Raw genomic sequence first — 21,029 nt, 5'->3', positions numbered from 1 at the left:
GGACGCATGGCCAACGACCGCATCGTCATCCGGGGCGCCCGCGAGCACAACCTCAAGGCCATCGACCTCGAGATCCCCCGCGATCAGCTGGTGGTGATCACCGGGCTGTCCGGGTCGGGCAAGTCGTCGCTGGCCTTCGACACGATCTACGCCGAGGGGCAGCGCCGCTACGTGGAGTCGCTGTCGGCCTACGCGCGGCAGTTCCTCGAGCAGATGGAGAAGCCCGACGTCGACTCCATCGAGGGCCTCTCGCCCGCCATCTCGATCGAGCAGAAGACCACGTCGAAGAACCCGCGGTCGACCGTGGGCACCGTCACCGAGATCTACGACTACCTGCGGGTGCTGTTCGCGCGGGTCGGGGTGCCGCACTGCCCGCAGTGCGGGGACATCATCTCCGCACAGACCGTGCAGCAGATGGTCGACCGCGTGCTCACCCTGCCGGGCGGGAGCCGTCTCCTCGTGCTCGCCCCGGTGGTCCGCGGCCGCAAGGGCGAGTACCGCAAGCTCTTCTACGATCTCAAGCGCCAGGGCTACGTGCGGGTACGGGTCAACGGCCAGGTGCACGAGCTGGGCGAGGAGATCGAGCTCGCCAAGACCAAGAAGCACACCATCGAGGTGGTGGTGGACCGCATCATCGTCCGCGAGGGTCTCGGGACCCGCCTTGCCGACTCCCTCGAGACCGCGCTCCGTCTGGCCGACGGCGTGGCCCAGGTGGAGGTGGTGGACGGGCCGAGCATGCTCTTCTCCGAGCGGCTGGCCTGCGCCAAGTGCGGCATCTCCTTCCCCGAGGTCTCGCCGCGCATGTTCTCGTTCAACAACCCTTACGGCGCCTGTCCGGAATGCGGCGGCATCGGAACACGCTACGAGGTTGATCCAGAGAGAATCGTCCCCACGGGCAAGCGCTCGCTCAATCAGGGCGCGCTCGCGCCGTGGGCGGGCCAGCCCGGCACCGTGTTCAAGCAGACCCTGCAGGTGCTGGCGCGCCGCCACAAGTTCAGCCTCGACACCCCGTGGGAGAAGCTGCCCAAGAAGGTCCGCGACATGATCCTCCACGGCGAGGAGGACGACGGCTTCGAGGGCGTGCTGAGGATCCTGGACCGGAAGTACAAGGAGACCCTGTCCGAGGACATCCGCGCGGAGATCGAGCATTTCATGACGCTCCAGGATTGCCCGGCCTGCAAGGGCTCGCGGCTCCGGCCGGAGGCGCTCGCGGTGAAGATCGCCCGGCGCTCCATCGCCGATCTGGTGCGGCTGCCCATCAAGGCCGCGTCGGAGTTCTTCGAGTCGCTCGTCCTCACCGAGCGCGAGGCGGCCATCGCCCGGCGCGTGCTCAAGGAGGTGCGTGAGCGGCTGGGCTTCCTCTCCGCGGTGGGCCTGGACTACCTCACCCTCGACCGCGGCGCCGCCACGCTCTCCGGCGGCGAGGGCCAGCGCATCCGCCTGGCCACCCAGATCGGCTCGAGCCTGGTGGGCGTGCTCTACATCCTGGACGAGCCCTCCATCGGGCTGCACCAGCGTGACAACCGCAGGCTGCTCGACACGCTCAAGCGCCTGCGCGACCTCGGCAACACCGTGCTCGTGGTGGAGCACGACGAGGAGACGATCCGCGCCGCGGACTACGTGGTCGACCTGGGACCCGGAGCGGGGGAGCACGGCGGCCACGTGGTCGCGGTGGGGACCCCGGACGAGATCGTGGACAACCCCGCCTCGCTCACCGGCCGCTTCCTCGCCGGGATCGAGCGCATCGCACCGCCCGACCAGCGCCGCCTCGGCACCGGCAAGGGCCTCGTCATCCACAACCCGCGCGAGCACAATCTCAAGGGCATGAACGTCCGGATCCCGCTCGGCACCTTCACGTGCGTGACCGGCGTGTCCGGCTCGGGCAAGTCGACCCTGGTCAACGACATTCTCTATCGCGCGCTCGCCCAGATGCTGCACCGGGCGGGGGACCGGCCGGGTGCCCACGACCGCATCGAGGGCGCCCAGCACCTCGACAAGGTGATCGACATCGACCAGTCGCCGATCGGGCGGACCCCGCGGTCCAACCCGGCGACCTACACCGGCGTGTTCACGCTGATCCGCACGCTCATGGCCCGGACCTCCGACGCGCGCGTGCGCGGGTATCAGCCCGGCCGCTTCTCGTTCAACGTCAAGGGCGGGCGCTGCGAGGCGTGCCAGGGCGACGGGCTCGTGAAGATCGAGATGCACTTCCTCCCCGACGTGTACGTGACCTGCGAGGTTTGCAAGGGCAAGCGCTACAATCGGGAGACGCTCGAGGTACGCTACAAGGGGAAGAACATCGCCGAGGTCCTCGACATGACGGTGGCGGAGGCGCTCGAGTTCTTCGAGCCGGTGCCCGCGATCAAGCAGAAGCTTCGGACGCTGCACGACGTCGGGCTCGACTACATCCGCCTCGGGCAGTCGGCGACCACGCTGTCGGGCGGCGAGGCGCAGCGGGTGAAGCTCGCCACTGAGCTGTCACGCCGGGCGACCGGGCGCACCCTCTACATCCTGGACGAGCCGACCACCGGTCTGCACTTCGCCGACATCCGCCGTCTGCTGCAGGTGCTCAATCAGCTGGTGGATCAGGGCAACACGGTGGTCATCATCGAGCACAACCTCGACGTCGTGAAGACGGCCGACTGGATCATCGACCTCGGCCCCGAGGGCGGGAACGAGGGCGGGCGTGTCATCGCCACCGGGACCCCCGAGGACGTCGCGGGGAGCGTCAAGTCCTACACGGGACAGTTCCTGCACCGGACGCTGGCCGCCGGGAGCGCCATCGCATGAGACGGACCAAGATCGTCTGCACCATCGGACCGGCGAGCTCCAGCCGCGAGATGCTCGACCGCATGGTCGCGGCCGGCATGGACGTCGTCCGGCTGAACTTCTCCCACGGCACGCACGAGGAGCACGCGGAGGCCATCCGGACCATTCGCGACGCCGAGTCGAGCTGGGGCCATCCCGTCACGATCGTGCAGGATCTCCAGGGGCCCAAGGTGCGGCTGGGGCGCTTCGTGGGCGGGCAGGCGCTGCTGCTCAACGGGGAGTCGTTCACGCTCAGCGCCAAGAGCATCATGGGCACGGACACGCGCGCGACCTTGTCGCATCCCGAGTTTCTTCCCGTCCTCAAGCCGGGCGACCAGGTGTGGATGGACGACGGCATGATCCAGCTCGTGGTCCAGTCCGCCGCGCCGGAGGAGGCGGTGTGCCGGGTCACCGCGGGCGGGGTGGTATCGGACCACAAGGGCATCTCACTGCCACGCATCCCGGTCCCGGTGGCCTCGCTCACCGAGAAGGACCGCGAGGACCTGCGCTTCGGCATCGCCCAGGGCGTGGATTACGTGGCGGTGTCCTTCGTCCGCACGGCGAGCGACATCCAGGAGGTCAAGAGGTTTATCCACGAGCAGGGCGCGGACCTGCCCATCATCGCCAAGCTCGAGCGCGCGGAGGTGATGGGGAATCTGCCGTCGATCCTGCCCCTGGTGGACGCGGTGATGGTGGCGCGCGGCGATCTCGGCGTGGAGGTGCCGCTCGAGGAGGTGCCGGTGATCCAGAAGGAGGTCATCCGGCAGGCGCGCCTCGCCAAGGTGCCGGTCATCGTCGCCACCCAGATGCTGGAGTCCATGGTGCGTCACATCCGGCCCACGCGGGCGGAGGTGACCGACGTCGCCACCGCCATCTTCGACGGCGCGGACGCCACCATGCTGTCGGCGGAGACGGCGACCGGGCGCTTTCCGGCGGAGACGGTGACGGTGATGGCGCGCATCGCCGAGCGCGCAGAGCGGGCGCTGTCGCGCAGCCCCGCCGACCAGCGGCGCGGCGATCGGCTGGAGCCCTACGGCTTCCCCGAGGCCACCTCGCAGGCCGCCTGCCACGCCGCCCGAGTGCTCCACGCCAAGGCGATCGTCGCCTTCACCCAGTCAGGGTTCACCGCGCGGCTCATCTCCGAGGAGCGGCCGGACGTGCCCATCCTCGCGCTCACGCCGTTCCCCGAGGTGCAGCGGCGGCTCGGTCTCTACTGGGGCGTCGGCTCGCGCCTCATCCGGAAGGTCGAGACCACGGACGAGATGCTGGACGAGATCGAGTCCGCGCTGCTCGCCGACGGCACCGTGCGCAACAACGACGTGCTCGTCATCATCTCGGGCTCGCCGATGTGGGTGACGGGGACGACCAACCTGCTCAAGTTCCATCGCGTCGGCGAACGCCGCTGAGGGGTTCGCCTCTCGACCCGACCGCGGGAGACCACGATGAGCTACCAGACGCTGCGCTACGAGGTGAAGGACGCCGTGGCCACCCTCACCCTCGACCGGCCGGACGCCTACAACGCCCTGAACCTCACGCTGGGGCGCGAGCTGTTCCACGCCGCCCTCGAGGCCGACGAGGATCGCGCGGTGCGCTGCGTGGTGATCACGGGGGCGGGGAAGGCCTTCTGCGCGGGCGGCGACGTGAAGGACTTCGCGGAGGCGGGCGATCGCGTGGGCATCGTGATCAAGGAGCTCACGACCTATCTCCACGGCGCGATCTCGCGCCTGGCCCGCTCGGCGAAGCCCGTCATCATGGGCGTCAACGGCATCGCGGCAGGCGGCGGGATGAGCCTGGCGCTGGGGGGCGACCTGGTGGTCGCGACGGAGTCTGCCAAGTTCACCATGGCCTACTCGCGCATTGCCGCCTCCCCCGACGGGTCGTCGTCCTACTTCTTGCCGCGCCTCATCGGGCTGCGCCGCGCGCTGGAGCTCCACTATACGAATCGCGTGCTGACCGCGCGTGAGGCCCTGGACTGGGGGCTGGTGAACCGCGTGCATCCCGACGCGGAGTTCCCGGGCGCCCTCGCGGCGCTTGCGCGCGAGCTCGCCTCCGGCCCCACGCTCGCCTTCGGCCGGGCCAAGGCGCTCTTCCATCAGTCGACGCAGGAGAGCCTCGAGACGCAGATGGAGCTCGAGGCGCAGGCCATCGCCGCCTCCGGCCACACCGAAGACTTCCGGGCCGGCGTGCGCGCGTTCGCGGCCAAGCAACCGGTCAGCTTCAAGGGCCGCTGATCCCGTGCCCTCGGCCACCTGGGCGGAGCTCGCCCGCGCTTACCGTCACTACCGCGAGTTGCCGGTGTGGACGGGGCCGCGGGAGCTTCCCAACAACCAGGGCTTGCTCTCGCGCGAGCTGATCCGCGAGATCAAGGCGCGCGGCGCGAAGGCGGCCGGCGAGGTGGAGACGGCGCTGGCGCGCCTGGTCCAGGACGGCGCGCTGCCTGCCGAGCCACGGACGCTCGAGCAGCGCCACGTGGACGGGCTGGCCGGGCGGCGGCTCGGCCGCGATACGCTCGCCGCCGTCTGGGACGCCATCGTCTTCGATCGCGACGACTACACGTGCCGCTACTGCGGGCGAACGCCCACGGGCGTGTTTCAGACGGAAGGCCGGCGGCGCGGTCTCGTGCTCGCGGTGGATCACTTCAGCGCGCGGAGCGGGGTGGCGGAGCGCCGGCGGCTCGACAACAGCCTCACCGCCTGCGTGTCGTGCCGCGCGGTGAAGGCGGACCTGCCGCGCGATCCGTTCCTCGACGAGCTCCGGTCGCTCGCGGCAGCCGTCGCCGCGCGCCCCGCCCGCGACGCAAGCGCCCGCGGGCAGGCCGCGGGATGAGGCGCCCGGCGCCCCGTCCCGCGCTCCCTCTCTTCGCCCTCTTCCTCCTGCTGCTCTCGCCCAGCTCCGTCCTCGCCTGGGCGCTGTCGTTCGGGCAGGCTTCCGGCAACCGCGTCGCATCCGGGCGCGGAACCTTTCCTCGCTGGCAGGCGTTCGGCATCGCCACCGAGGTGCCGATGCGCTGGGTGGTGGTCGCCGACCGCGAGCGGCTGGCTGCAGTGGATCGCGACGGTACCTTGTGGATCCTGGAGGCCACCCGCGCCGGGCTGACCGTGGCCGCCCGCTATGGGGAGATCGTGAGCCCCGACGCGCCGCCCGCGGTCGTGGTGATCGACGACGACGCGCCGGGGCTCGCTCTCGTGGGAAAGGATGGACGGCTCGTGCTGTGGAGCGAGGGCACGCTCCGGAGCTACGACGTCGGCGCGCCACTCTCGCGCCTGAGCTTTCCGCTGCCGGTGCGGCTCCCCGGCCAGCGCTGGGACGATCTGCTCGCGGTGGCCGCCGACGGCGCGGTGGTGCTGATCGCGAGGCTGCCCTCCGCCCCGCGCATCGTCTCGCGCGTGGAGGCGCACGCCCTGCCCGACGCGCGCATCACGCTCGCCGACCTCGACGGCGATGGCCTCCCGGAGGCGGTGGTGCTCTCGGATCCCACCGAGCGCTTCGGGCACGGGCTGCTCGGCGATCGGCTGGAGGCGGCCAGCGCCACCATCATCGGCATCACGCCGTTTGGCCTGACCCTCCGCGCCCGCTACGCGCTCGCCACGGCGGTCTTCGAGGATCTCGTCCCCGTGCTGGCGCCGATCAGCGAGGGCGGCCGTCCCGTGGTGCTGGTGGCCCGCAGCGCACCGGAAGTGGGCGCGGCGGTGGTGGCGCTGGGCTGGCGTGACGGGACGCTGGTGCCCGTCGCCGAGACGGCGAAACCCGGCAGTGACTGGGTGCACGTGGTCGGCGCGGCGAACATGGCGGGCGACGGCGCGCCGGAAGTCGTGACGGTACGCGTGCTGCCGGTCGGCGGCGTCCTCACCGCGCTCCGGCGCAAGGGCAACGGCCTCGACGTGATCGCGCAGGCGCCGGGCTTTGCTTCCCACAGCGCGGGCTCGCGCAACGAGGATCAGGTGCTCCTGGCCGATCTGGACGGAAACGGCTGGCCCGAGGTGATCGTGCCGCGCCAGTCGCGCGTGGCGGTAGCTGCGCTCGAGCTCGATGCGGGCCGCTGGGTGGAGCGCTGGAGCGTCACCCTGCGCGGTCCCATCGAGTCGAACCTCGCCGCGGCCGACGTGGACGGCGACGGTCTGCTCGATCTCGTCTTCGCCGACCGGCACACCCTCTACATCTTCTTTAGCGTGAGATGAGAAACGCGGGAACTCCCACTTGCGTCCCACTTGCCGGTTGACGACGAGGGAGCGCCTGCGTAGCATCTCGATCAGCCTCGATATGGCGCCGTCGGCCGCCCGGAATCCGGTCATCTGCGCTCTGCCTACGGCTCCAACGGGACTCCAGCGTGCGGAGCTGGGGGGCTGACAGCAGGGGACGTTCATCTAACGAATGGTCGTCCGCCGCCGCTTCGGAAGCGAAGTCCGATGGAATGGTGACCGCCCGTCAACGGCCGCTGGACTACGACCGGCCACTTCCAGGAGGACGAGCATGGATATGCATCGACGACGCGTCATGGCGAGACTTTGGATCGTAGCGGCCATCTCCTTACTCTCCCCGCTCTTTGCCGGACCTGCGGTGGCCGGTCTCATCGCGAGCGCGGCTGTCTCCCTCTGCGGCCAAACGCTGGCCGAGAGCGGCAACGCGGCTACGTTCGTCCCACCGGTCAGCGCTGATTGCGGCAATTTCACGGCAGCCGGGTCCGCAGAAGCCAGGGCCGGGTTTACCAGCATGGGAACGGCGGCGTCGCTTCTGGTGCACAGCACGGGCCCTTCCAATGTCCTAAACACGGCGATCGCAGAAGCGCGAAGCGAGGACATCCTCACGCCTCAAGGTCTCCCTGCGGGCACACTCGGCCGTCTCGTCTACACCTTCGATATCTCGGGGGAGAACCATGCGGAGGTCAGCAGCATCAACTCGGATGGCTCCGCATACACGCAGCTGTTGGGACAAGTAACAAACTCTTTCTTTCGCTTCAATGACCGCGTCCTCACCCTCGACGCTGCGGAGTACGACCATTTCATGCCGCAGTTCGATTTCGGTATCGTCTACGGGGAGCCGAACACCGTCGAGTTGCGGATGATATCTCTGTCGCGAGTGCGGTTGGATCCCACTGGCCCCGCCAACTTCGCAGGCATCACGGACTTCGCCGACACCATCACTCTTTCGTCGGTCGATCTTCTCGACGCGGACGGCCGGCCGGTACCGAATGCCTCGCTTTCGGCAGCCTCAGGAACACATTATCCCTTGACGGGCAGCAGTATCTCGGTCCCGGAGCCGAGTTCTGTGCTGCTTCTCACGACCGGGCTGATCGGCCTGTACTTCGGTCGCGTAGCTAGGTTTTGTAAATCCCGCTCCCGCTGCCCGTTACAGGGACAGCCGTCGCGCCGCGACGAGTTCCTACATCGTCTTTAGCGTAAGATGACGGCATGAAAGCCCGAGTCTTCTACCGCCCCGGCTGAAGCAGCTGCGCCAAGACGAAGGAGCTCCTGACGTCTTGGGGGGTCGAGTTCGACCCGGTAAACGTCGAAGGCAATCCTGCCGGTCTGGAGGAGCTGCGCGCCCTCGGGGTACCCGGCGTGCCCGCGGTGGCCCTGCCTGACGGCCGGGTGGTGCATGGTTGGAACCCGCCCGGCTATGCCGCGCTGGTGGGGGTGGAGCATCGGCCGACCGTGAAGCTCTCGCCCGCGGAGCTGGGGGGGCGCCTCGACCGCATCCTGGCCCTCACCGGCCGGCTCATCCTGGCCCTGCCGCCCGAAGCGCTCGCCTACAAGCCGGCCAAGCGGGATCGCGACCTGCTGAACCTGGGCTTTCACGTGTTTCGTCTGGCCCTGGCCTTCGCCGACGGCATGGACCTGGGCGAGTTCCCCTACACATGGTTGCAGGAGAGGGTGCCCGAGGCGCCCCCGGACTTCAAGGACGGCGCGGCGGTGGCGCGCTACGGCGCGCTGGTGCGCGGCCGGCTCGGCGGCTGGTTCGAGGGCGCGGCCGACAGCGAGTACGCTCGGATCATCAACGTGTACTACGGGCCGCAGTCGGGTCACGATCTCCTCGAGCGGACGACCTGGCATGCCGCGCAGCATCTCCGCCAGCTCCATGTGGTGGCGACCGAGCTCGGCGTGGCGCTTCCCGATCCCCTGCCGGTAGCCGACTTCGAGGGTCTGCCCATGCCCGCCAGCCTCTGGTGAGATGAGCCTCGTCCCGAAGTCCGAATTCGTCGGCCTGGACGGCATCACCCATCTCTGCACCGGCGGCGAGGCGCCGTGGCTCCGCTCGCACGACGAGGCCTGCCGCCGCTTCGGTGCGCTCAAGAGCGGCGGCATGGCGGGCCGCGAGGCCATCTTCCGCGTCTACGCGGGCGCGAAGGCGAAGGTGGCGGCGCGGCTCGGCGTGGCGCCGGACCGCGTGGCCTTCCTCGCGCACGCCTCCGAGGGGTTGAACCAGGCGGTGCGCGCGGTCGACTGGCGGGCGGGTGACAACGCCGTCTTCGCCGACCTCGAGTACCCGTCGCTCATCTATCCCGTGGCGGCGCTGCGCGATCGGGGCGTGGAGCCGCGCGTGGTGCGGGCCATCGGTCACTATCTGTCGATGGACGCCCTCGCCGCCGCGGTAGACGCGCGGACGCGGCTCGTGCTGGTGAGCCAGGTGAGCTTCCTCACCGGCCAGCGCCTGGATCTCGCGCGTTGCGCCGAGCTCTGCCGCTCGCGCGGGGCCTGGCTCGCGGTGGACGCCACGCATGCCTTGGGCGTCGTGCCGGTGACCGGAGGGCTTTGCGACTTCGTGGTGTCGGCCTGCTACAAGTGGCTGCTCGCCACCCTCGGCGTGGGGATCTTCGCGTACGACCCGGCGCGCGTGGGCGACCTCGTGCCGGCCACGCTCGGCTGGCATAGCGTCGCGCAGCGCGGCGGATCCACCGATCCCCTCGCGATGCCGCTGCGCGCGGACGCCGCGCGCCTGGAGGCGGGGAACCCCGCCCTGCTTCCCGTGTTCGTGCTCGACAACGCCCTCGCGCGCACGGAAGGCTTGAGCCCCGCAGCGATCGAGGCGCACGCGCGCGATCTCGGCACCGCGCTGATCGCGGGCCTCACCGCGCGCGGCCGCAAGGTCGTCACGCCGGAGGCGCCGGCCGAGCGCGCGGGCAATGTCTGCTTCCTCGAGGAGGACGGCGCGGGGCTGGCCGCGCGTCTCGCCCAACAGGGAGTCCTGGTCTGGGGCGGGGACGGGCGCATTCGCGTCTCGGCGCATCTCTACAACGACGCCGGCGACGTGGAGCGCTTCCTCGCCGCCCTGGACTCGGTCGGCTAGGCGCCGGAAGGTCTGGTGGTCGTCGCGGCGACCACGCGGAAGCCGTAGTCCGAGTAGCGGAGGCCGGGCGGTAGCGACGAGGGATGCCCCACCGGGCTCCAGGGGTCCTGGTGTCGCCAGGCGCCGCCCCGCGAGGCGCGGCGTGTGGGGTCGCCGTCCAGACACCATTCGTGGCACACGCCCGACAGCGCGTGGAGACCGAGCGGATTCGCCGGCCCCGCGGTGACCCGTGGCGGGCGAGGGAAGCGTCCCGTTCCGGGATGCGCGTCACCCCACGGAAAGCGCGCGCGCTCGAGGCCCCCGCGCGCCGCCCGCTCCCACTGCGCCGTCGTGGGCAGCGTGAGCGCGCGCCCCAGCGCGACTGCGCCCCACGCGCAGAACGCCAGCGCCTCGTCCCAGGACACACCCACCACGGGCTGGGCGGGGTCGTCGAAGTCGGGATGCGTCCACCAGGGCGGGGGCGCCGCGCCGGAGGCGGCGAGATAGGGCGCGTACTCGGCATTCGTCACGGGATAGCGGCCGATCGCGAACGCCTCGACCCACACGCGTCGCACCGGCTCGGCCCCATCGACCGTCTCGAGCCAACCCGCCGCGATGTCCACCAGCTCCACGTCTCCGAGTATAATGGCCGTCGCCATGCGATTCGCGGAACGGATGTCGCGCCTCGGCACGGAGTCGGCCTTCGAGGTGCTCGCGCGGGCGAAGGCCCTCGAGCGCCAGGGCAAGGAGATCATTCACCTCGAGATCGGCGAGCCCGATTTCGACACGCCCGCGCACATCCGCGAGGCGGCCAAGCGCGCGCTGGACGGCGGAGCCACGCACTACGGCCCGGCGGCGGGACTGCCCGAGCTGCGCGAGGCCATCGCCAAGGACGTGGGGTCGACGCGCCAGCTTCCCGTGGAGCCCGACGAGATCGTGGTCACACCGGGCGCCAAGCCCATCATGTACTTCGTGATCACCGCGCTGGTAGATCCGGGCGACGAGGTGATCTACCCGAACCCGGGCTTCCCCATCTACGAATCGGTGATCAACTTCGTGGGCGGCAAGGGCGTGCCGATCCCGCTGCGCGAGGAGTCCGGTTTCGGCTTCGACATGGACCTCTTCGAGAAGAAGGTCTCGGCGAAGACCCGGCTCATCGTGCTCAACTCGCCCCAGAACCCCACCGGCGGCGTGCTGGAGAGGGATCAGCTCGGACGCATCGCGGAGGCGGCGCGGAAGTACCGCATCCCGGTGATCGCCGACGAGATCTACAAGTCCTTCCTCTACGACGGGGAGTTCGCGTCGATCACCGCGTTTCCCGGGATGAAGGACCTCACGATCATCCTCGATGGCTTTTCCAAGTCGTATGCCATGACGGGCTGGCGGCTCGGCTATGGCGTGATGCCGCGTGACCTCGCCGACCACGTCTCGCGGCTCATGGTGAACTCGAACTCGTGCACGGCGTCCTTCACCCAGTGGGCGGGCATTGCCGCGCTCCAGGGCGATCAGCAGCCCGTGCATGCGATGGTCGCGGAGTTCAAGCGCCGGCGGGACATCATCGTGGACGGCCTGAACGCGCTGCCCGGGGTCACGTGTCGCTCGCCCCGAGGCGCCTTCTACGTGTTCCCCAACGTGAAGAAGCTCGGGCGGCCGTCGGCGGACGTCGCCAGCCATCTCCTGAACGAGGCCGGTGTGGCGGTGCTGGGCGGTTCCGCCTTCGGCGAGTACGGCGAGGGCTATCTCCGCCTGTCCTACGCCAACTCCGAGGCCAACATCCGCAAGGCGCTCGAGCGCATGCGGCCCGTGCTCGCCCGACTCGCCGGCTGAACGCCGGCGTGCTCGCCTACTTCCTTCGCGGGCTCGTCATCGGGTTCTCGATCGCGGCCCCGGTGGGGCCGATCGGCCTCCTCTGCATCCGTCGCACGCTCGCCGACGGACGCGCTGTGGGCTTCGTCTCCGGGCTCGGCGCCGCCACCGCGGACGCCGCGTACGGCGCGGTGGCGGGCTTCGGGCTCACCGCGCTCTCCGGCTTCCTCGTGCGCTGGCAAACCCCAATGCGGCTCATCGGCGGTGTGTTCCTCTGCTACCTCGGCGTGCGGACGTTCCTCGCCCGGCCCGCCTCCCGTAGCGCCGAGCGGGAGAGCCGGGGGCTCATCGGCGCCTACCTCTCGACGCTCGGCCTCACGTTGACGAACCCCTCGACGATCCTGTCCTTCGTGGCGATCTTCGCCGGGCTCGGCCTCGGAACGACCGGCGCGGCCGGGGGCGGGGACTATGCGGGCGCGAGCATGCTCGTGGGCGGGGTGTTTGTCGGCTCGGCGGCGTGGTGGCTGATCTTGAGTGGAATTACCGGCGCTGTCCGCGGGCGGTTCTCGCCCGCGGGCATGCGCTGGGTGAACCGGCTCTCCGGCGCCATCCTGACCGCGTTCGGTCTGGCGGCGCTGTTCGCGCTCGGCTAGGCAGCCTGCGCGCGGCGCTCCTCGAAGCGCCGCTCGACGATGTCCCAGTTCACGTTCTCCAGGAACGCCTCGACGTACTCCTTCCGGCCGCCGGCGCCGTGATCGACCATGAAGGCGTGCTCCCAGACGTCCATCACGAGCACGGGCGTCCAGCCGGCCGGATGGCCGATCTCGTGGTCGCCGACCCACCAGTTGAGAAGCTGACCCGTGGAGACGTCCTGGTAGAGGATGGCCCACCCGACTCCGCGAATCATGCCGGTGGCCGCGAAGTCCTTCTGCCAGTCCTCGACGCTCTTCCACCCGGCGCCGAGGGCCTGGGCCAGCCGGCCGCGCGGGTGGATCTTGGTGCCGGCCTTGAGATTCTCGAAATAGCGCTCGTGGAGCACCATCCCGTCCACCTCGTAGGCGGCCCGGCGCTTGAGCTCGGCCCAGTCGCGCGAGCCGCGCTCCATGCTGGCAACTTCGGCGAGCACCTCGTTGCTGTTCTTGACGTAGCCCTCGTAGAGCGTCCAGTGCTGGGCGATCTGCTCGTCGGAGATACCCTTGAGCCCGCTGGGCTTGAGGGCGTTGCGTACCTGGAACGTCATCACGATCCTCCTAGGCGGGCCTCTCGACGACGGTGCGGGCGCGGTCGAGGAGCGCGCGGGTGGCGGGGCTCATGGTGAGTCCCGCGCCATAGGCGTAGTAGTGACTGAATCCCCCCTCGTCGAGGCGGGCGAGCAAGGCCTCGGTGTCGGGCCGCACGAGCAGCAGCACGCGCTGCAGCCCGCAGCCCGCCGGGCCGCAGCCGCTCACCGCGACGTACTCGGCCTCCGCGGTGCGGAGGATGCGCGGCGGATCGCCGCTGGCGAAGAACGATGAGGCGGGCGCCCGCAGGCGCGCACCCGGCTCGAGCGCCCAGTCGGGCCCGAACAGCGCATGGATCTTCGGGGCGAGGGTAGGATTCGTGATGATCTCGGTCGTGGTGTTGCCGAACTGACGCGCCCGGGCGTCGACGCTGTCCACCTGCACGATGGGCCGCGTGGGCGTATCGGGCGACGGCGCGGTGATGCAGCCCGTGGCCAACGTCGCCACGGCGGTCACGAGGAGGACGGCACGGAGGCTCACAACGCCGCCGTCATACTGGTCGGCGGCCCTGGATCACCCGCACGAGGACGATGATCACCGCGGCCACGAGCAGGATGTGAATGAACCCACTCAAGGTGTAGGACGTCACCAACCCCAGCGCCCAGAGCAGCAGCAGCACGACGGCAACGGTCTCGAGCATGAGCGTGTTCCTCCCTTGCCGTCCTGAGCATCGCAAGGGCCGTGCCGGGTCACTCCGAGGTCGAGAGGGCCGCAATCACGCCCAGTTCCGTGCGGAGAGCGCGCCCGCGCGCGCACCCACGCGGGGGTGCCCGGTAGAAACTACCCCGGCGATGGACAAAAGGAACCCCGTGGTGAAGAATGCAGTTCCTGATGCCTTCGGTGGCCGATCTCCTCATCGCGGGGCTCCGCCAGGCTGGCGTGCCTCGCCTCTTCGGGGTGCCGGGAGGCGGCTCCAACCTCGAGCTACTGGAGGCGGCGCGCGTGCAGGGCCTGCCGTTCGTGCTTGCCCACCAGGAATGGGCGGCCTGCATCATGGCCGCGGTGACCGGGGAATTGACTGGCGTGCCCGGCGCGGCCCTCTCGACCCTGGGCCCGGGCGTCACCGCCAGCGCCACGGGCCTCGCCTACGCGCGGCTCGACCGCGCGCCCCTCATCTACTTCAGCGACCGCCACCCCGAGGCCGCGCTCGCGTTCACGACCCACCAGACGGTGAATCACCCCGCGCACCTGGCTGCGCTCGTGAAGGGCTCGGAGACCGTCTCACGGGACTCCGCGAGCCACTGGATCGCGCACGCCGTGCAGCTAGCCCTCCGCGAGCCGCGCGGGCCCGTGCACCTGGACTTGCCCGCGGACGTGGCCGGGCGCGAGGCGCTGCCGGTGGCCGCGCGCGTGACGCCGCCGCCACCCGCGCGCCCCTCGGACGCCGCGCTCGAGCGCGCGGCCGCGCTTCTCCGCGCCGCGCGGCGCCCCGTGGTCCTCGCCGGGCTCGGTTGCCGGTCCGCCGACACCAAGTGGCTGCGCGCGTTCTGCGAGGCCCTGCCCGCGCCGGTCCTCACCACCTACAAGGGCAAGGGGGCGCTGCCCGATCCCCACCCGCTCGCCATGGGCGTGGTCACCGGCGGCGCCCTCGAGGAGCCGTTCGTCCGCCAGGCCGACCTCATCATCGCCTTCGGCCTGGATCCGGTGGAGCTGATCCCGCGCGCGTGGCCGTATCAGGCCCCCGTGCTGAACCTCACGCGCTGCCCGTCCGACGCGCCCGGACTGGCCGCGCCCGGCGGCGGCGCGTATTTCCGGCCGGCGGCCGAGGTGGTGGGCGAGCTGGGCGCGATCCTGGAGGAGCTGGCGCCGCGCCTGGCCTCCGCGAGCGCTGCGGACTGGGACGTCGCCGCGGTGGACCGCTGGCGGCGCGAGCGCCGCGCCGCGCTGGAGATTCCGGTGCCGGGGCTGGCGCCGCACCGCGTGGCGCAGCTCGCGCGCGAGCTCCTCGCCGCCGGCGCCATCGCGACGGTGGACGCGGGGGCCCACATGTTCCCGGTCACCGCGTACTGGGATGCCATCGAGCTCGGCGAATGCCTGATCTCGAACGGCCTGGCCACCATGGGCTTCGCGCTGCCCGCGGCCATCGCCGCTCAGCTCCACCACCCGGACCGCCGCGTCGTGTGCTTCACGGGCGACGGCGGCCTCATGATGGTGGCTGCCGAGCTCGAGACGGTGGCGCGGCTCCAGCTGCCCATCCTCATCGTGGTGTTCGACGACCAGGCGCTGTCCCTGATCGAGGTCAAGCAGGAGCAGCGCGGGATCGCGGGCGCGTCGATGCGCTACCAGGGGCCCGAGTTTCCGGCGCTGGCGCGCGCCTTTGGCCTCCGCACGTGGATCGCGGAGGACGAGGCGTCCTTCGCCAATGCCCTCGTGGCCGCCCAGGCCTCCGGGGGCCCCGCCCTCATCGACGCCCGCATCGACGCTTCCGGCTACCGGCGCACCCTCGAGGTCGTCCGGGGCGCGCCCGCGCGCTGAGGTACACTGCCTGTCATGGGATACCTCTCCGACGCGGATACGCAGGCGGTACGTGACGAGTTCACCAAGCTCACCGGGCCCGTGAAGGTGGTCGTCTTCGCGTCCGAGCTGGGCGACGACACCCATCGGCAGACGGTGGCCCTCGTCAAGGAAGTCGCTGCGCTCTCCGACAAGATCACCGTGGAGGTGCTGAACCCCCACATCGATCGCGAGCGCGCCGCCGCCTACGGGATCGAGCTGACGCCCGCCGTGGTGGTCGAGGGCGCCGCCGACTACGGCATTCGGTTCCTCGGCATTCCCGCCGGGTACGAGTTCGCCAACCTGATCGATTCGATCATCGTCGTGTCCACCGGCACGCCCGCGCTCAGCGCGGCGACCACGGAGGCGCTGGCCGGCCTCACCGAGGACGTGACGATCAAGGTCTTCACCACCCCCACCTGACCGCATTGTCCCCGGGCGGTGCGCCTGGCCCAGCATATGGCGGTGGCGGCGGACAGGGTGAAGGCGGAGTGCATCGAGGCGACGGAGTTTCCCGAGCTCTCGCAGCGCTACCGCGTGATGGCGGTGCCGAAGATCGTGATCAACGACCGCGTGCAGTTCGAGGGTGCGCTGCCGGAGTCGCAGTTTCTCGCCGCCGTTCTGAAGGCGGTGGGCTGACGCGCGCGTCCCGTCCGCCGCGCATCACCCCGCGAGGCATCGCGGGCCATCCCGCCGTGACCGAGACCCCGTATCTCTTCACCTACGGGACGCTCATGCGCGGGCTCCCGCTCCATGGGCTGATCGCCGGCGGCGCGACCTTCGTCGGGGAGGGCGTGATCCTTGCGCGCCTGATCGACCTCGGGCGTTATCCCGGCGCGATTCCCGATGGCGCCGCGCGGCTGCGCGGCGAGGTGTTCCACCTCGACGCCGCCGCGCTCTGGACGGCGCTGGACTCCGCCGAGGGACCCCAGTATCATCGCAGTCGCGTGACCGTCGAGATGACTAGCAAGCCAGTCGAGGCGTACGTCTACTGGTATCATGGACCGCTCGACCGCGGCGTGCCCGTTCCCGGCGGCGACTGGCGGGCGCACGCGCCCGCGCGCTCCATTCACCGCAGGCCGATAGCTTAGGAGGCTCCCGATGGCGCTCGAAGCCGCGCAGCTGATCAAGGACGATCAGGATCACCTCATCCATCCGCTGCATCACCCGAGCGAGCATCTGGAGCCGATGGTCTACGTGCGCGGCCGCGGGGCCGTCGTCACGGACATCCAGGGCCGCGACTACATCGACGGCCTCGCGGGCCTGTGGAACGTCAACGTCGGACACGGCCGCGAGGAGCTCGCCAAGGCGGCGGCCGCCCAGATCGGTGAGCTCGCCTACTATTCCTGCTACACCGGCTCCAGCAACGTCCCCGCCATTCAGCTCGCCGACAAGCTCATCGAGCTGGGACCGAAGAACATGCAGGCGGTGTTCTTCACCTCGGGCGGCGCCGAGTCGAACGAGTCGGCCTTCAAGACCGCGCGCTTCTACTGGAAGGCCAAGGGTAAGCCCGACAAGGTCAAGATCATCTCGCGGATCAACGCCTATCACGGGGTGACGCTGCAGGCGATGAGCGCCACCGGTATGGCGCCCTACTGGAAGATGTTCGAGCCGCGCGTGCCGGGGATGGTCCACATCCCCACCTGCTACCCCTATCGCCAGGACGGCGCCAAGCCGGGCGAGACCGCCGGCCAGACCGCGGCGCGGCTCCTGGAGGAGGCCATTCTCCGCGAGGGCCCGGACACCGTCGCCGCGTTCATCGCCGAGCCCATCCACGGCGGCGGCGGCGTGATCTATCCCACCGATGACTACTTCCCGCTGGTCCGCCAGGTGTGCGACCGCCACCAGGTACTGTTCATCGCCGACGAGGTGATCACCGGGTTCTGCCGCACCGGCCGGTGGTTCGCGATGGAGCACTGGAAGGTGCAGCCGGACATCATGTCGTTCGCGAAGGGCGTGTCGTCCGGGTATCTCCCGCTCGGCGGCATCATGGTATCCAAGGCGATCAAGGAGGCCATGGACTCGGTGAAGCTCGAGGACCGGTGGATGCACGCCTACACCTATTCGGGGCATCCCACCTGCTGCGCGGTGGGCATCGCGAACCTCGCCATCATGGAGCGCGAGCGCCTGTGGGAACGCGCGGCGGTCATGGGCGAGCGCCTGCACAAGGGCCTGCACGCCGCCTTCGACGGGCATCCGAACCTGGGTGACATCCGCTCCGGCAAGGGTCTCCTCGCGGCCGTCGAGCTCGTCGAGGACCAGGCCACGAAGAAGATGTTCGACCCGGAGAAGAAGGTCGGGCCGCGCCTCATGCAGGAGATGACCAAGCGAGGCCTCGTCACCCGGGCGCGCATGGAGAGCATCTTCTTCTCGCCGCCGCTGGTGATCTCCGAGGAGCAGCTCGACCGCATGATCTCGATCACCCGCGACGCCGTGAAGGCGGTCACGGGCAAGTGATGGCCCCCAGCGCGGAGCGGGCGTTCTCCGGCGTCATCCCGGCGATGGCGGTGCCGTTCCGGGACGACTGGAAGCTGGACGAGGACGGGCTCGCCCGCTTCGCGCGGTGGCTTGTGGGTTGTCCGGGCGTCACTGCCGTCATGACCAACGGCCACACCGGCGAGGTGGGCTCGCTCCTCCCCGAGGAGCGCGCGGAGGTGACCCATGTCGTCGCCGACGCGGTGAAGGGTCGGGCTCGCGTAATCTCGGCGGTGTGCTCCGAGGGCACCTTCGAGGCCATCGCGCACGCCAAGGCGGCCGCGCACGCGGGCGCGGACACCCTCGACGTGATGCCGTGCCACATGTGGCTCCGCTTCGGCGTGAAGGACGACGCGGTCTACGAGTACTTCAAGGCCATCGGCGCGGAGAGTGGCCTGGACCTCATCGTCCACGTCTATCCCGCCAACACGAAGGCCTCCTATTCCACACGGTTGATGACGCGCCTGGCGAGCCTTCCTCAGGTGAAGGGCTTCAAGATGGGTGAGCGCGACCTCGGCAAGTACGAGCGCGACATCCGCGCCCTGCGCGCGGAGACGCCCCACGTCTTGCTGCTGAACTGCATGGACGAGTACCTCTTTCCGACGTTCGTGCACGGCCTCGACGGCACCCTGGTGGGCTGCGCGAGCCTCATTCCCGAGCTGACCTACGAGCTCATGTCCGCCATGCAGGCAGACGATCTCCCCCGCGCCCGCCGCGCCAACGACCGCATCTGGCCGGTGAAGGAGGCGGTGTACGGCGCCGGGGAGCCCTCGGGGGATGCGCATGCCCGCATGAAGGAGGGCATGGCCATGCGCGGGCTCTTCCGGAGCGCGCTGGTGCGCCCGCCCGTGCTGAAGCCCTCGCCGGAGGAGATCGCGACCATGCGCGCGGCCCTCGAGGCGAGCGGCGTGCCGCGCGTCAGCCTCTAGACCCGCTGCCGCCCGCCCTCGTCACTCGTAGAGGTGGCAGGCCACCAGGCGCCCCTCCGCCTCGCGCGGGGCCGGCGGCTCCGTCGCGCACCGGGGCATGGCGTGGGGGCAGCGCGGGTGGAAGCGGCAGCCGCCCGGCGGGGCCAGCGGGCTCGGTACCTCGCCGGTCAGGGTGGGGGCCTCGGGCGCGTCGTCCACGTCGATGGGCAAGGCCGCCGCGAAGAGCGCCTGCGTGTAGGGATGCTTGGGCCGGAGCGCCACCGCGTCGGCGTCGCCCCACTCCACGATCTGCCCGAGGTACATCACCGCGATGGTGTGGCTCATGTGGGCCACCGCGGCGAGGTCGTGGGCGATGAAGAGATACGCCACGCCCAGCCGCCGCTGGAGATCGCGCAGGAGGTTCAGGATCTGCGCGCGGATGGACACGTCGAGGGCGGACACCGGCTCGTCCAGAACGACCAATCGGGGTGACAGTGCCAGTGCGCGGGCGACGGCGATGCGCTGGCGCTGCCCGCCCGAGAACTCGTGGGGGAAGAGCTCGGCCGCGCGCGCGGGCAGGCCCACCAGGTCGAGCAGCTCCAGCACCCGACGCCGGCGCGCGTCGGCCCCCGCGCGCTCGTTGATCACCAGCGGCTCGGCGATGATCGACCCCACGCGCATGCGCGGATCGAGCGAGGCGTAGGGGTCCTGGAAGACCGCCTGCACCGACTTCCGGTAGTGCCGGCGTCCAGATCGATCGAGGCCGCCGACCTCGACGCCCTCGAAGCGTATGGCCCCCGCGGTGGGCTGCTCGAGCCCCAGCACGAGCTTGGACGTGGTCGTTTTCCCGCAGCCCGACTCGCCCACGAGGCCCAGCGTGGTGCCCGCCGCGATCCGGAAGGACACGCTGTCCACCGCGCGCACGATGCCGGTGCTCCAGCCCAGGGCGCCCCGGCGCACCGTGAAGTGCTTGGTGAGGTCGGCGGCCTCGAGGAGCGGCGCCGTCGCCGCCGTCGCGCTCATGCGGGCGCGTCGAGCCAGCAGGCGCTGGTCTGACCCGGCGCCACCGGGAAGGCGGGCGGCGCTTCCACGCGGCAGCGGTCCATCACCTTCGGGCAGCGCGGCGCGAAGGCGCACCCGCCGGAAAGGCGAGCGAGGTCCGGCGGCTGGCCGTCGATGGCGGTGAGCCGCTCCCGGCGCGCCCCGAGGCGCGGGATGGAATCCAGCAGCGCGCGCGTGTAGGGATGCGCGGGTGTCTTGAAGATCTGGCGCACCGGCCCCATCTCCACGATGCGGCCCGCGTACATCACGGCCACGCGGTCGCAGATCTTCGACACGATGCCGAGATTGTGGGTGATGAAGATCATGGCAAGCCGGTGCCGGTGCTGGAGCTCTTCCAGCAGGCCGAGATACTGGGCCTGGATGGTGAGGTCGAGGCTCGTCGTGGGCTCGTCGGCGATGAGGAGCCGCGGCGGGGCCGCGATGGCCATGGCGCCCACCACGCGCTGCCGCATGCCGCCCGACATCTGAAAGGGGAACGCGCGCAGGCGCGTCTCGGGAGCGGGGATCCGCACGGCGGCCAGCAGCGCGGCGGCGCGCGCGGTGAGGCTCTTCCCGCGCAGGCCGTGATAGAGGGACACCGGCTCGCGCACCTGCATGCCCACGGAGTACACGGGGTTCAGCGAGCTCATGGGATCCTGGAGGATCATGGCGATCTTCCGGCCGCGGATCTTCTGCATCTCCGCCTCGCTCTTGCTCGTCAGCTCGTCCCCGTCGAGGCGGATGCGCCCGCTGACGATGCGCGAGGCGGGGCGGGGGGTCAGCCGGATCAGACTGAGGCAGGTCATGCTCTTGCCCGAGCCGGACTCGCCGACGAGGCCCAGCGTCTCGCCCTCGGCGACGCTGAAGGACACCCCGTCCACGGCCTTCACCGTGCCCCAGCGGGTGACCAGATGCGTGCGGAGGTCCTGCACGTCGATCACGGGAACGGCCACGG

The 21,029-nt window shown here is 70.4% G+C and carries 21 protein-coding genes and 2 pseudogenes; 17 read left to right on the top strand and 6 right to left on the bottom strand.

The window, feature by feature from the left end; translation table 11 throughout:
- Window positions 1-6 precede the first annotated feature (6 nt).
- The 9 genes and pseudogenes from uvrA (at window position 7) to VFX14_07210 (ending at window position 10,092) form a co-directional block, all read left to right on the top strand.
- Window positions 7-2,790, top strand: coding sequence for an excinuclease ABC subunit UvrA (gene uvrA, locus VFX14_07250; protein ID HEU5189466.1), 2,784 nt, complete (start codon window positions 7-9; stop codon window positions 2,788-2,790).
- A complete protein-coding gene (pyk, locus tag VFX14_07245) occupies window positions 2,787-4,214 on the top strand; it encodes a pyruvate kinase (protein ID HEU5189465.1) in 1,428 nt (475 codons plus the stop codon). Before uvrA ends, pyk begins: the two co-directional genes overlap by 4 nt.
- 36 nt (window positions 4,215-4,250) lie before the next feature.
- The gene (locus tag VFX14_07240) at window positions 4,251-5,039 is read left to right on the top strand and encodes an enoyl-CoA hydratase-related protein (GenBank protein ID HEU5189464.1); all 789 of its coding nucleotides are present in this window, start codon (window positions 4,251-4,253) and stop codon (window positions 5,037-5,039) included.
- Window positions 5,040-5,043: 4 nt separating this feature from the next.
- Window positions 5,044-5,634 carry a hypothetical protein gene (locus VFX14_07235; GenBank protein HEU5189463.1) on the top strand — a complete coding sequence of 197 codons (591 nt, stop codon included), beginning with the start codon at window positions 5,044-5,046 and terminating at the stop codon, window positions 5,632-5,634.
- On the top strand, window positions 5,631-6,986 hold the full coding sequence (locus VFX14_07230) for a VCBS repeat-containing protein (GenBank protein ID HEU5189462.1): 1,356 nt from the start codon (window positions 5,631-5,633) through the stop codon (window positions 6,984-6,986). Before VFX14_07235 ends, VFX14_07230 begins: the two co-directional genes overlap by 4 nt.
- Window positions 6,987-7,278: 292 nt before the next feature.
- On the top strand, window positions 7,279-8,202 hold the full coding sequence (locus VFX14_07225) for a PEP-CTERM sorting domain-containing protein (GenBank protein HEU5189461.1): 924 nt from the start codon (window positions 7,279-7,281) through the stop codon (window positions 8,200-8,202).
- Window positions 8,203-8,267: 65 nt separating this feature from the next.
- Window positions 8,268-8,381 (top strand): annotated as a pseudogene (locus VFX14_07220) (glutaredoxin domain-containing protein).
- Window positions 8,367-8,975, top strand: coding sequence for a DinB family protein (locus tag VFX14_07215; protein HEU5189460.1), 609 nt, complete (start codon window positions 8,367-8,369; stop codon window positions 8,973-8,975). The pseudogene VFX14_07220 and the gene VFX14_07215 overlap by 15 nt, the downstream one beginning before the upstream one ends.
- 1 nt (window position 8,976) lies before the next feature.
- Window positions 8,977-10,092, top strand: coding sequence for an aminotransferase class V-fold PLP-dependent enzyme (locus VFX14_07210; protein HEU5189459.1), 1,116 nt, complete (start codon window positions 8,977-8,979; stop codon window positions 10,090-10,092).
- Here VFX14_07210 and VFX14_07205 read toward each other — a convergent pair.
- Window positions 10,089-10,730, bottom strand: coding sequence for an SUMF1/EgtB/PvdO family nonheme iron enzyme (locus VFX14_07205; protein HEU5189458.1), 642 nt, complete (start codon window positions 10,728-10,730; stop codon window positions 10,089-10,091). The genes VFX14_07210 and VFX14_07205 overlap by 4 nt on opposite strands.
- Between VFX14_07205 and VFX14_07200 the strand changes: the two genes are divergently transcribed.
- The gene (locus tag VFX14_07200) at window positions 10,729-11,898 is read left to right on the top strand and encodes a pyridoxal phosphate-dependent aminotransferase (GenBank protein HEU5189457.1); all 1,170 of its coding nucleotides are present in this window, start codon (window positions 10,729-10,731) and stop codon (window positions 11,896-11,898) included. The two genes, VFX14_07205 and VFX14_07200, sit on opposite strands and share 2 nt — an antisense overlap.
- An 8-nt stretch (window positions 11,899-11,906) precedes the next feature.
- Window positions 11,907-12,530 (top strand): LysE family transporter, encoded by a 624-nt coding sequence (locus VFX14_07195; protein HEU5189456.1) that lies wholly within the window; start codon window positions 11,907-11,909, stop codon window positions 12,528-12,530.
- On the opposite strand, the gene VFX14_07190 is transcribed toward VFX14_07195, so the two are convergent.
- The 3 genes from VFX14_07190 to VFX14_07180 are packed head-to-tail and all read right to left on the bottom strand — an operon-like array spanning window position 12,527 to window position 13,797.
- A complete protein-coding gene (locus tag VFX14_07190) occupies window positions 12,527-13,117 on the bottom strand; it encodes a Fe-Mn family superoxide dismutase (GenBank protein ID HEU5189455.1) in 591 nt (196 codons plus the stop codon). The two genes, VFX14_07195 and VFX14_07190, sit on opposite strands and share 4 nt — an antisense overlap.
- Before the next feature lie 10 nt (window positions 13,118-13,127).
- Window positions 13,128-13,637 carry a hypothetical protein gene (locus VFX14_07185; GenBank protein ID HEU5189454.1) on the bottom strand — a complete coding sequence of 170 codons (510 nt, stop codon included), beginning with the start codon at window positions 13,635-13,637 and terminating at the stop codon, window positions 13,128-13,130.
- A gap of 10 nt (window positions 13,638-13,647) precedes the next feature.
- On the bottom strand, window positions 13,648-13,797 hold the full coding sequence (locus tag VFX14_07180) for a lmo0937 family membrane protein (GenBank protein ID HEU5189453.1): 150 nt from the start codon (window positions 13,795-13,797) through the stop codon (window positions 13,648-13,650).
- Window positions 13,798-13,988: 191 nt separating this feature from the next.
- On the opposite strand from VFX14_07180, the gene VFX14_07175 reads away from it, so the two are divergent.
- The 6 genes and pseudogenes from VFX14_07175 to VFX14_07150 all read left to right on the top strand — a co-directional run bounded on the left by VFX14_07175 (window position 13,989) and on the right by VFX14_07150 (window position 19,054).
- The gene (locus VFX14_07175) at window positions 13,989-15,632 is read left to right on the top strand and encodes a thiamine pyrophosphate-binding protein (protein HEU5189452.1); all 1,644 of its coding nucleotides are present in this window, start codon (window positions 13,989-13,991) and stop codon (window positions 15,630-15,632) included.
- A 15-nt stretch (window positions 15,633-15,647) separates the two neighbouring features.
- On the top strand, window positions 15,648-16,073 hold the full coding sequence (locus tag VFX14_07170; protein ID HEU5189451.1) for a hypothetical protein: 426 nt from the start codon (window positions 15,648-15,650) through the stop codon (window positions 16,071-16,073).
- Window positions 16,074-16,085: 12 nt separating this feature from the next.
- Window positions 16,086-16,289 (top strand): annotated as a pseudogene (locus VFX14_07165) (thioredoxin family protein).
- Window positions 16,290-16,345: 56 nt separating this feature from the next.
- On the top strand, window positions 16,346-16,741 hold the full coding sequence (locus VFX14_07160; GenBank protein ID HEU5189450.1) for a gamma-glutamylcyclotransferase family protein: 396 nt from the start codon (window positions 16,346-16,348) through the stop codon (window positions 16,739-16,741).
- Between the two features lie 10 nt (window positions 16,742-16,751).
- Window positions 16,752-18,107, top strand: coding sequence for an aspartate aminotransferase family protein (locus tag VFX14_07155; GenBank protein HEU5189449.1), 1,356 nt, complete (start codon window positions 16,752-16,754; stop codon window positions 18,105-18,107).
- A complete protein-coding gene (locus VFX14_07150) occupies window positions 18,107-19,054 on the top strand; it encodes a dihydrodipicolinate synthase family protein (protein HEU5189448.1) in 948 nt (315 codons plus the stop codon). The genes VFX14_07155 and VFX14_07150 overlap by 1 nt, the downstream gene beginning before the upstream one ends.
- Window positions 19,055-19,075: 21 nt before the next feature.
- Here the strand turns inward: VFX14_07150 and VFX14_07145 are convergent, their stop codons facing one another.
- Both VFX14_07145 and VFX14_07140 read right to left on the bottom strand, forming a co-directional pair.
- Window positions 19,076-20,056, bottom strand: a complete 981-nt coding sequence (locus VFX14_07145) for an oligopeptide/dipeptide ABC transporter ATP-binding protein (protein HEU5189447.1) — start codon at window positions 20,054-20,056, stop codon at window positions 19,076-19,078.
- Window positions 20,053-21,027, bottom strand: coding sequence for an ABC transporter ATP-binding protein (locus VFX14_07140; protein HEU5189446.1), 975 nt, complete (start codon window positions 21,025-21,027; stop codon window positions 20,053-20,055). Before VFX14_07140 ends, VFX14_07145 begins: the two co-directional genes overlap by 4 nt.
- Window positions 21,028-21,029: the final 2 nt, after the last annotated feature.

It is taken from the genome of Candidatus Methylomirabilota bacterium (assembly GCA_035764725.1).
GTDB lineage: Bacteria > Methylomirabilota > Methylomirabilia > Rokubacteriales > CSP1-6 > DASRWT01.
This window is presented reverse-complemented; position numbering and strand designations above follow the sequence as displayed.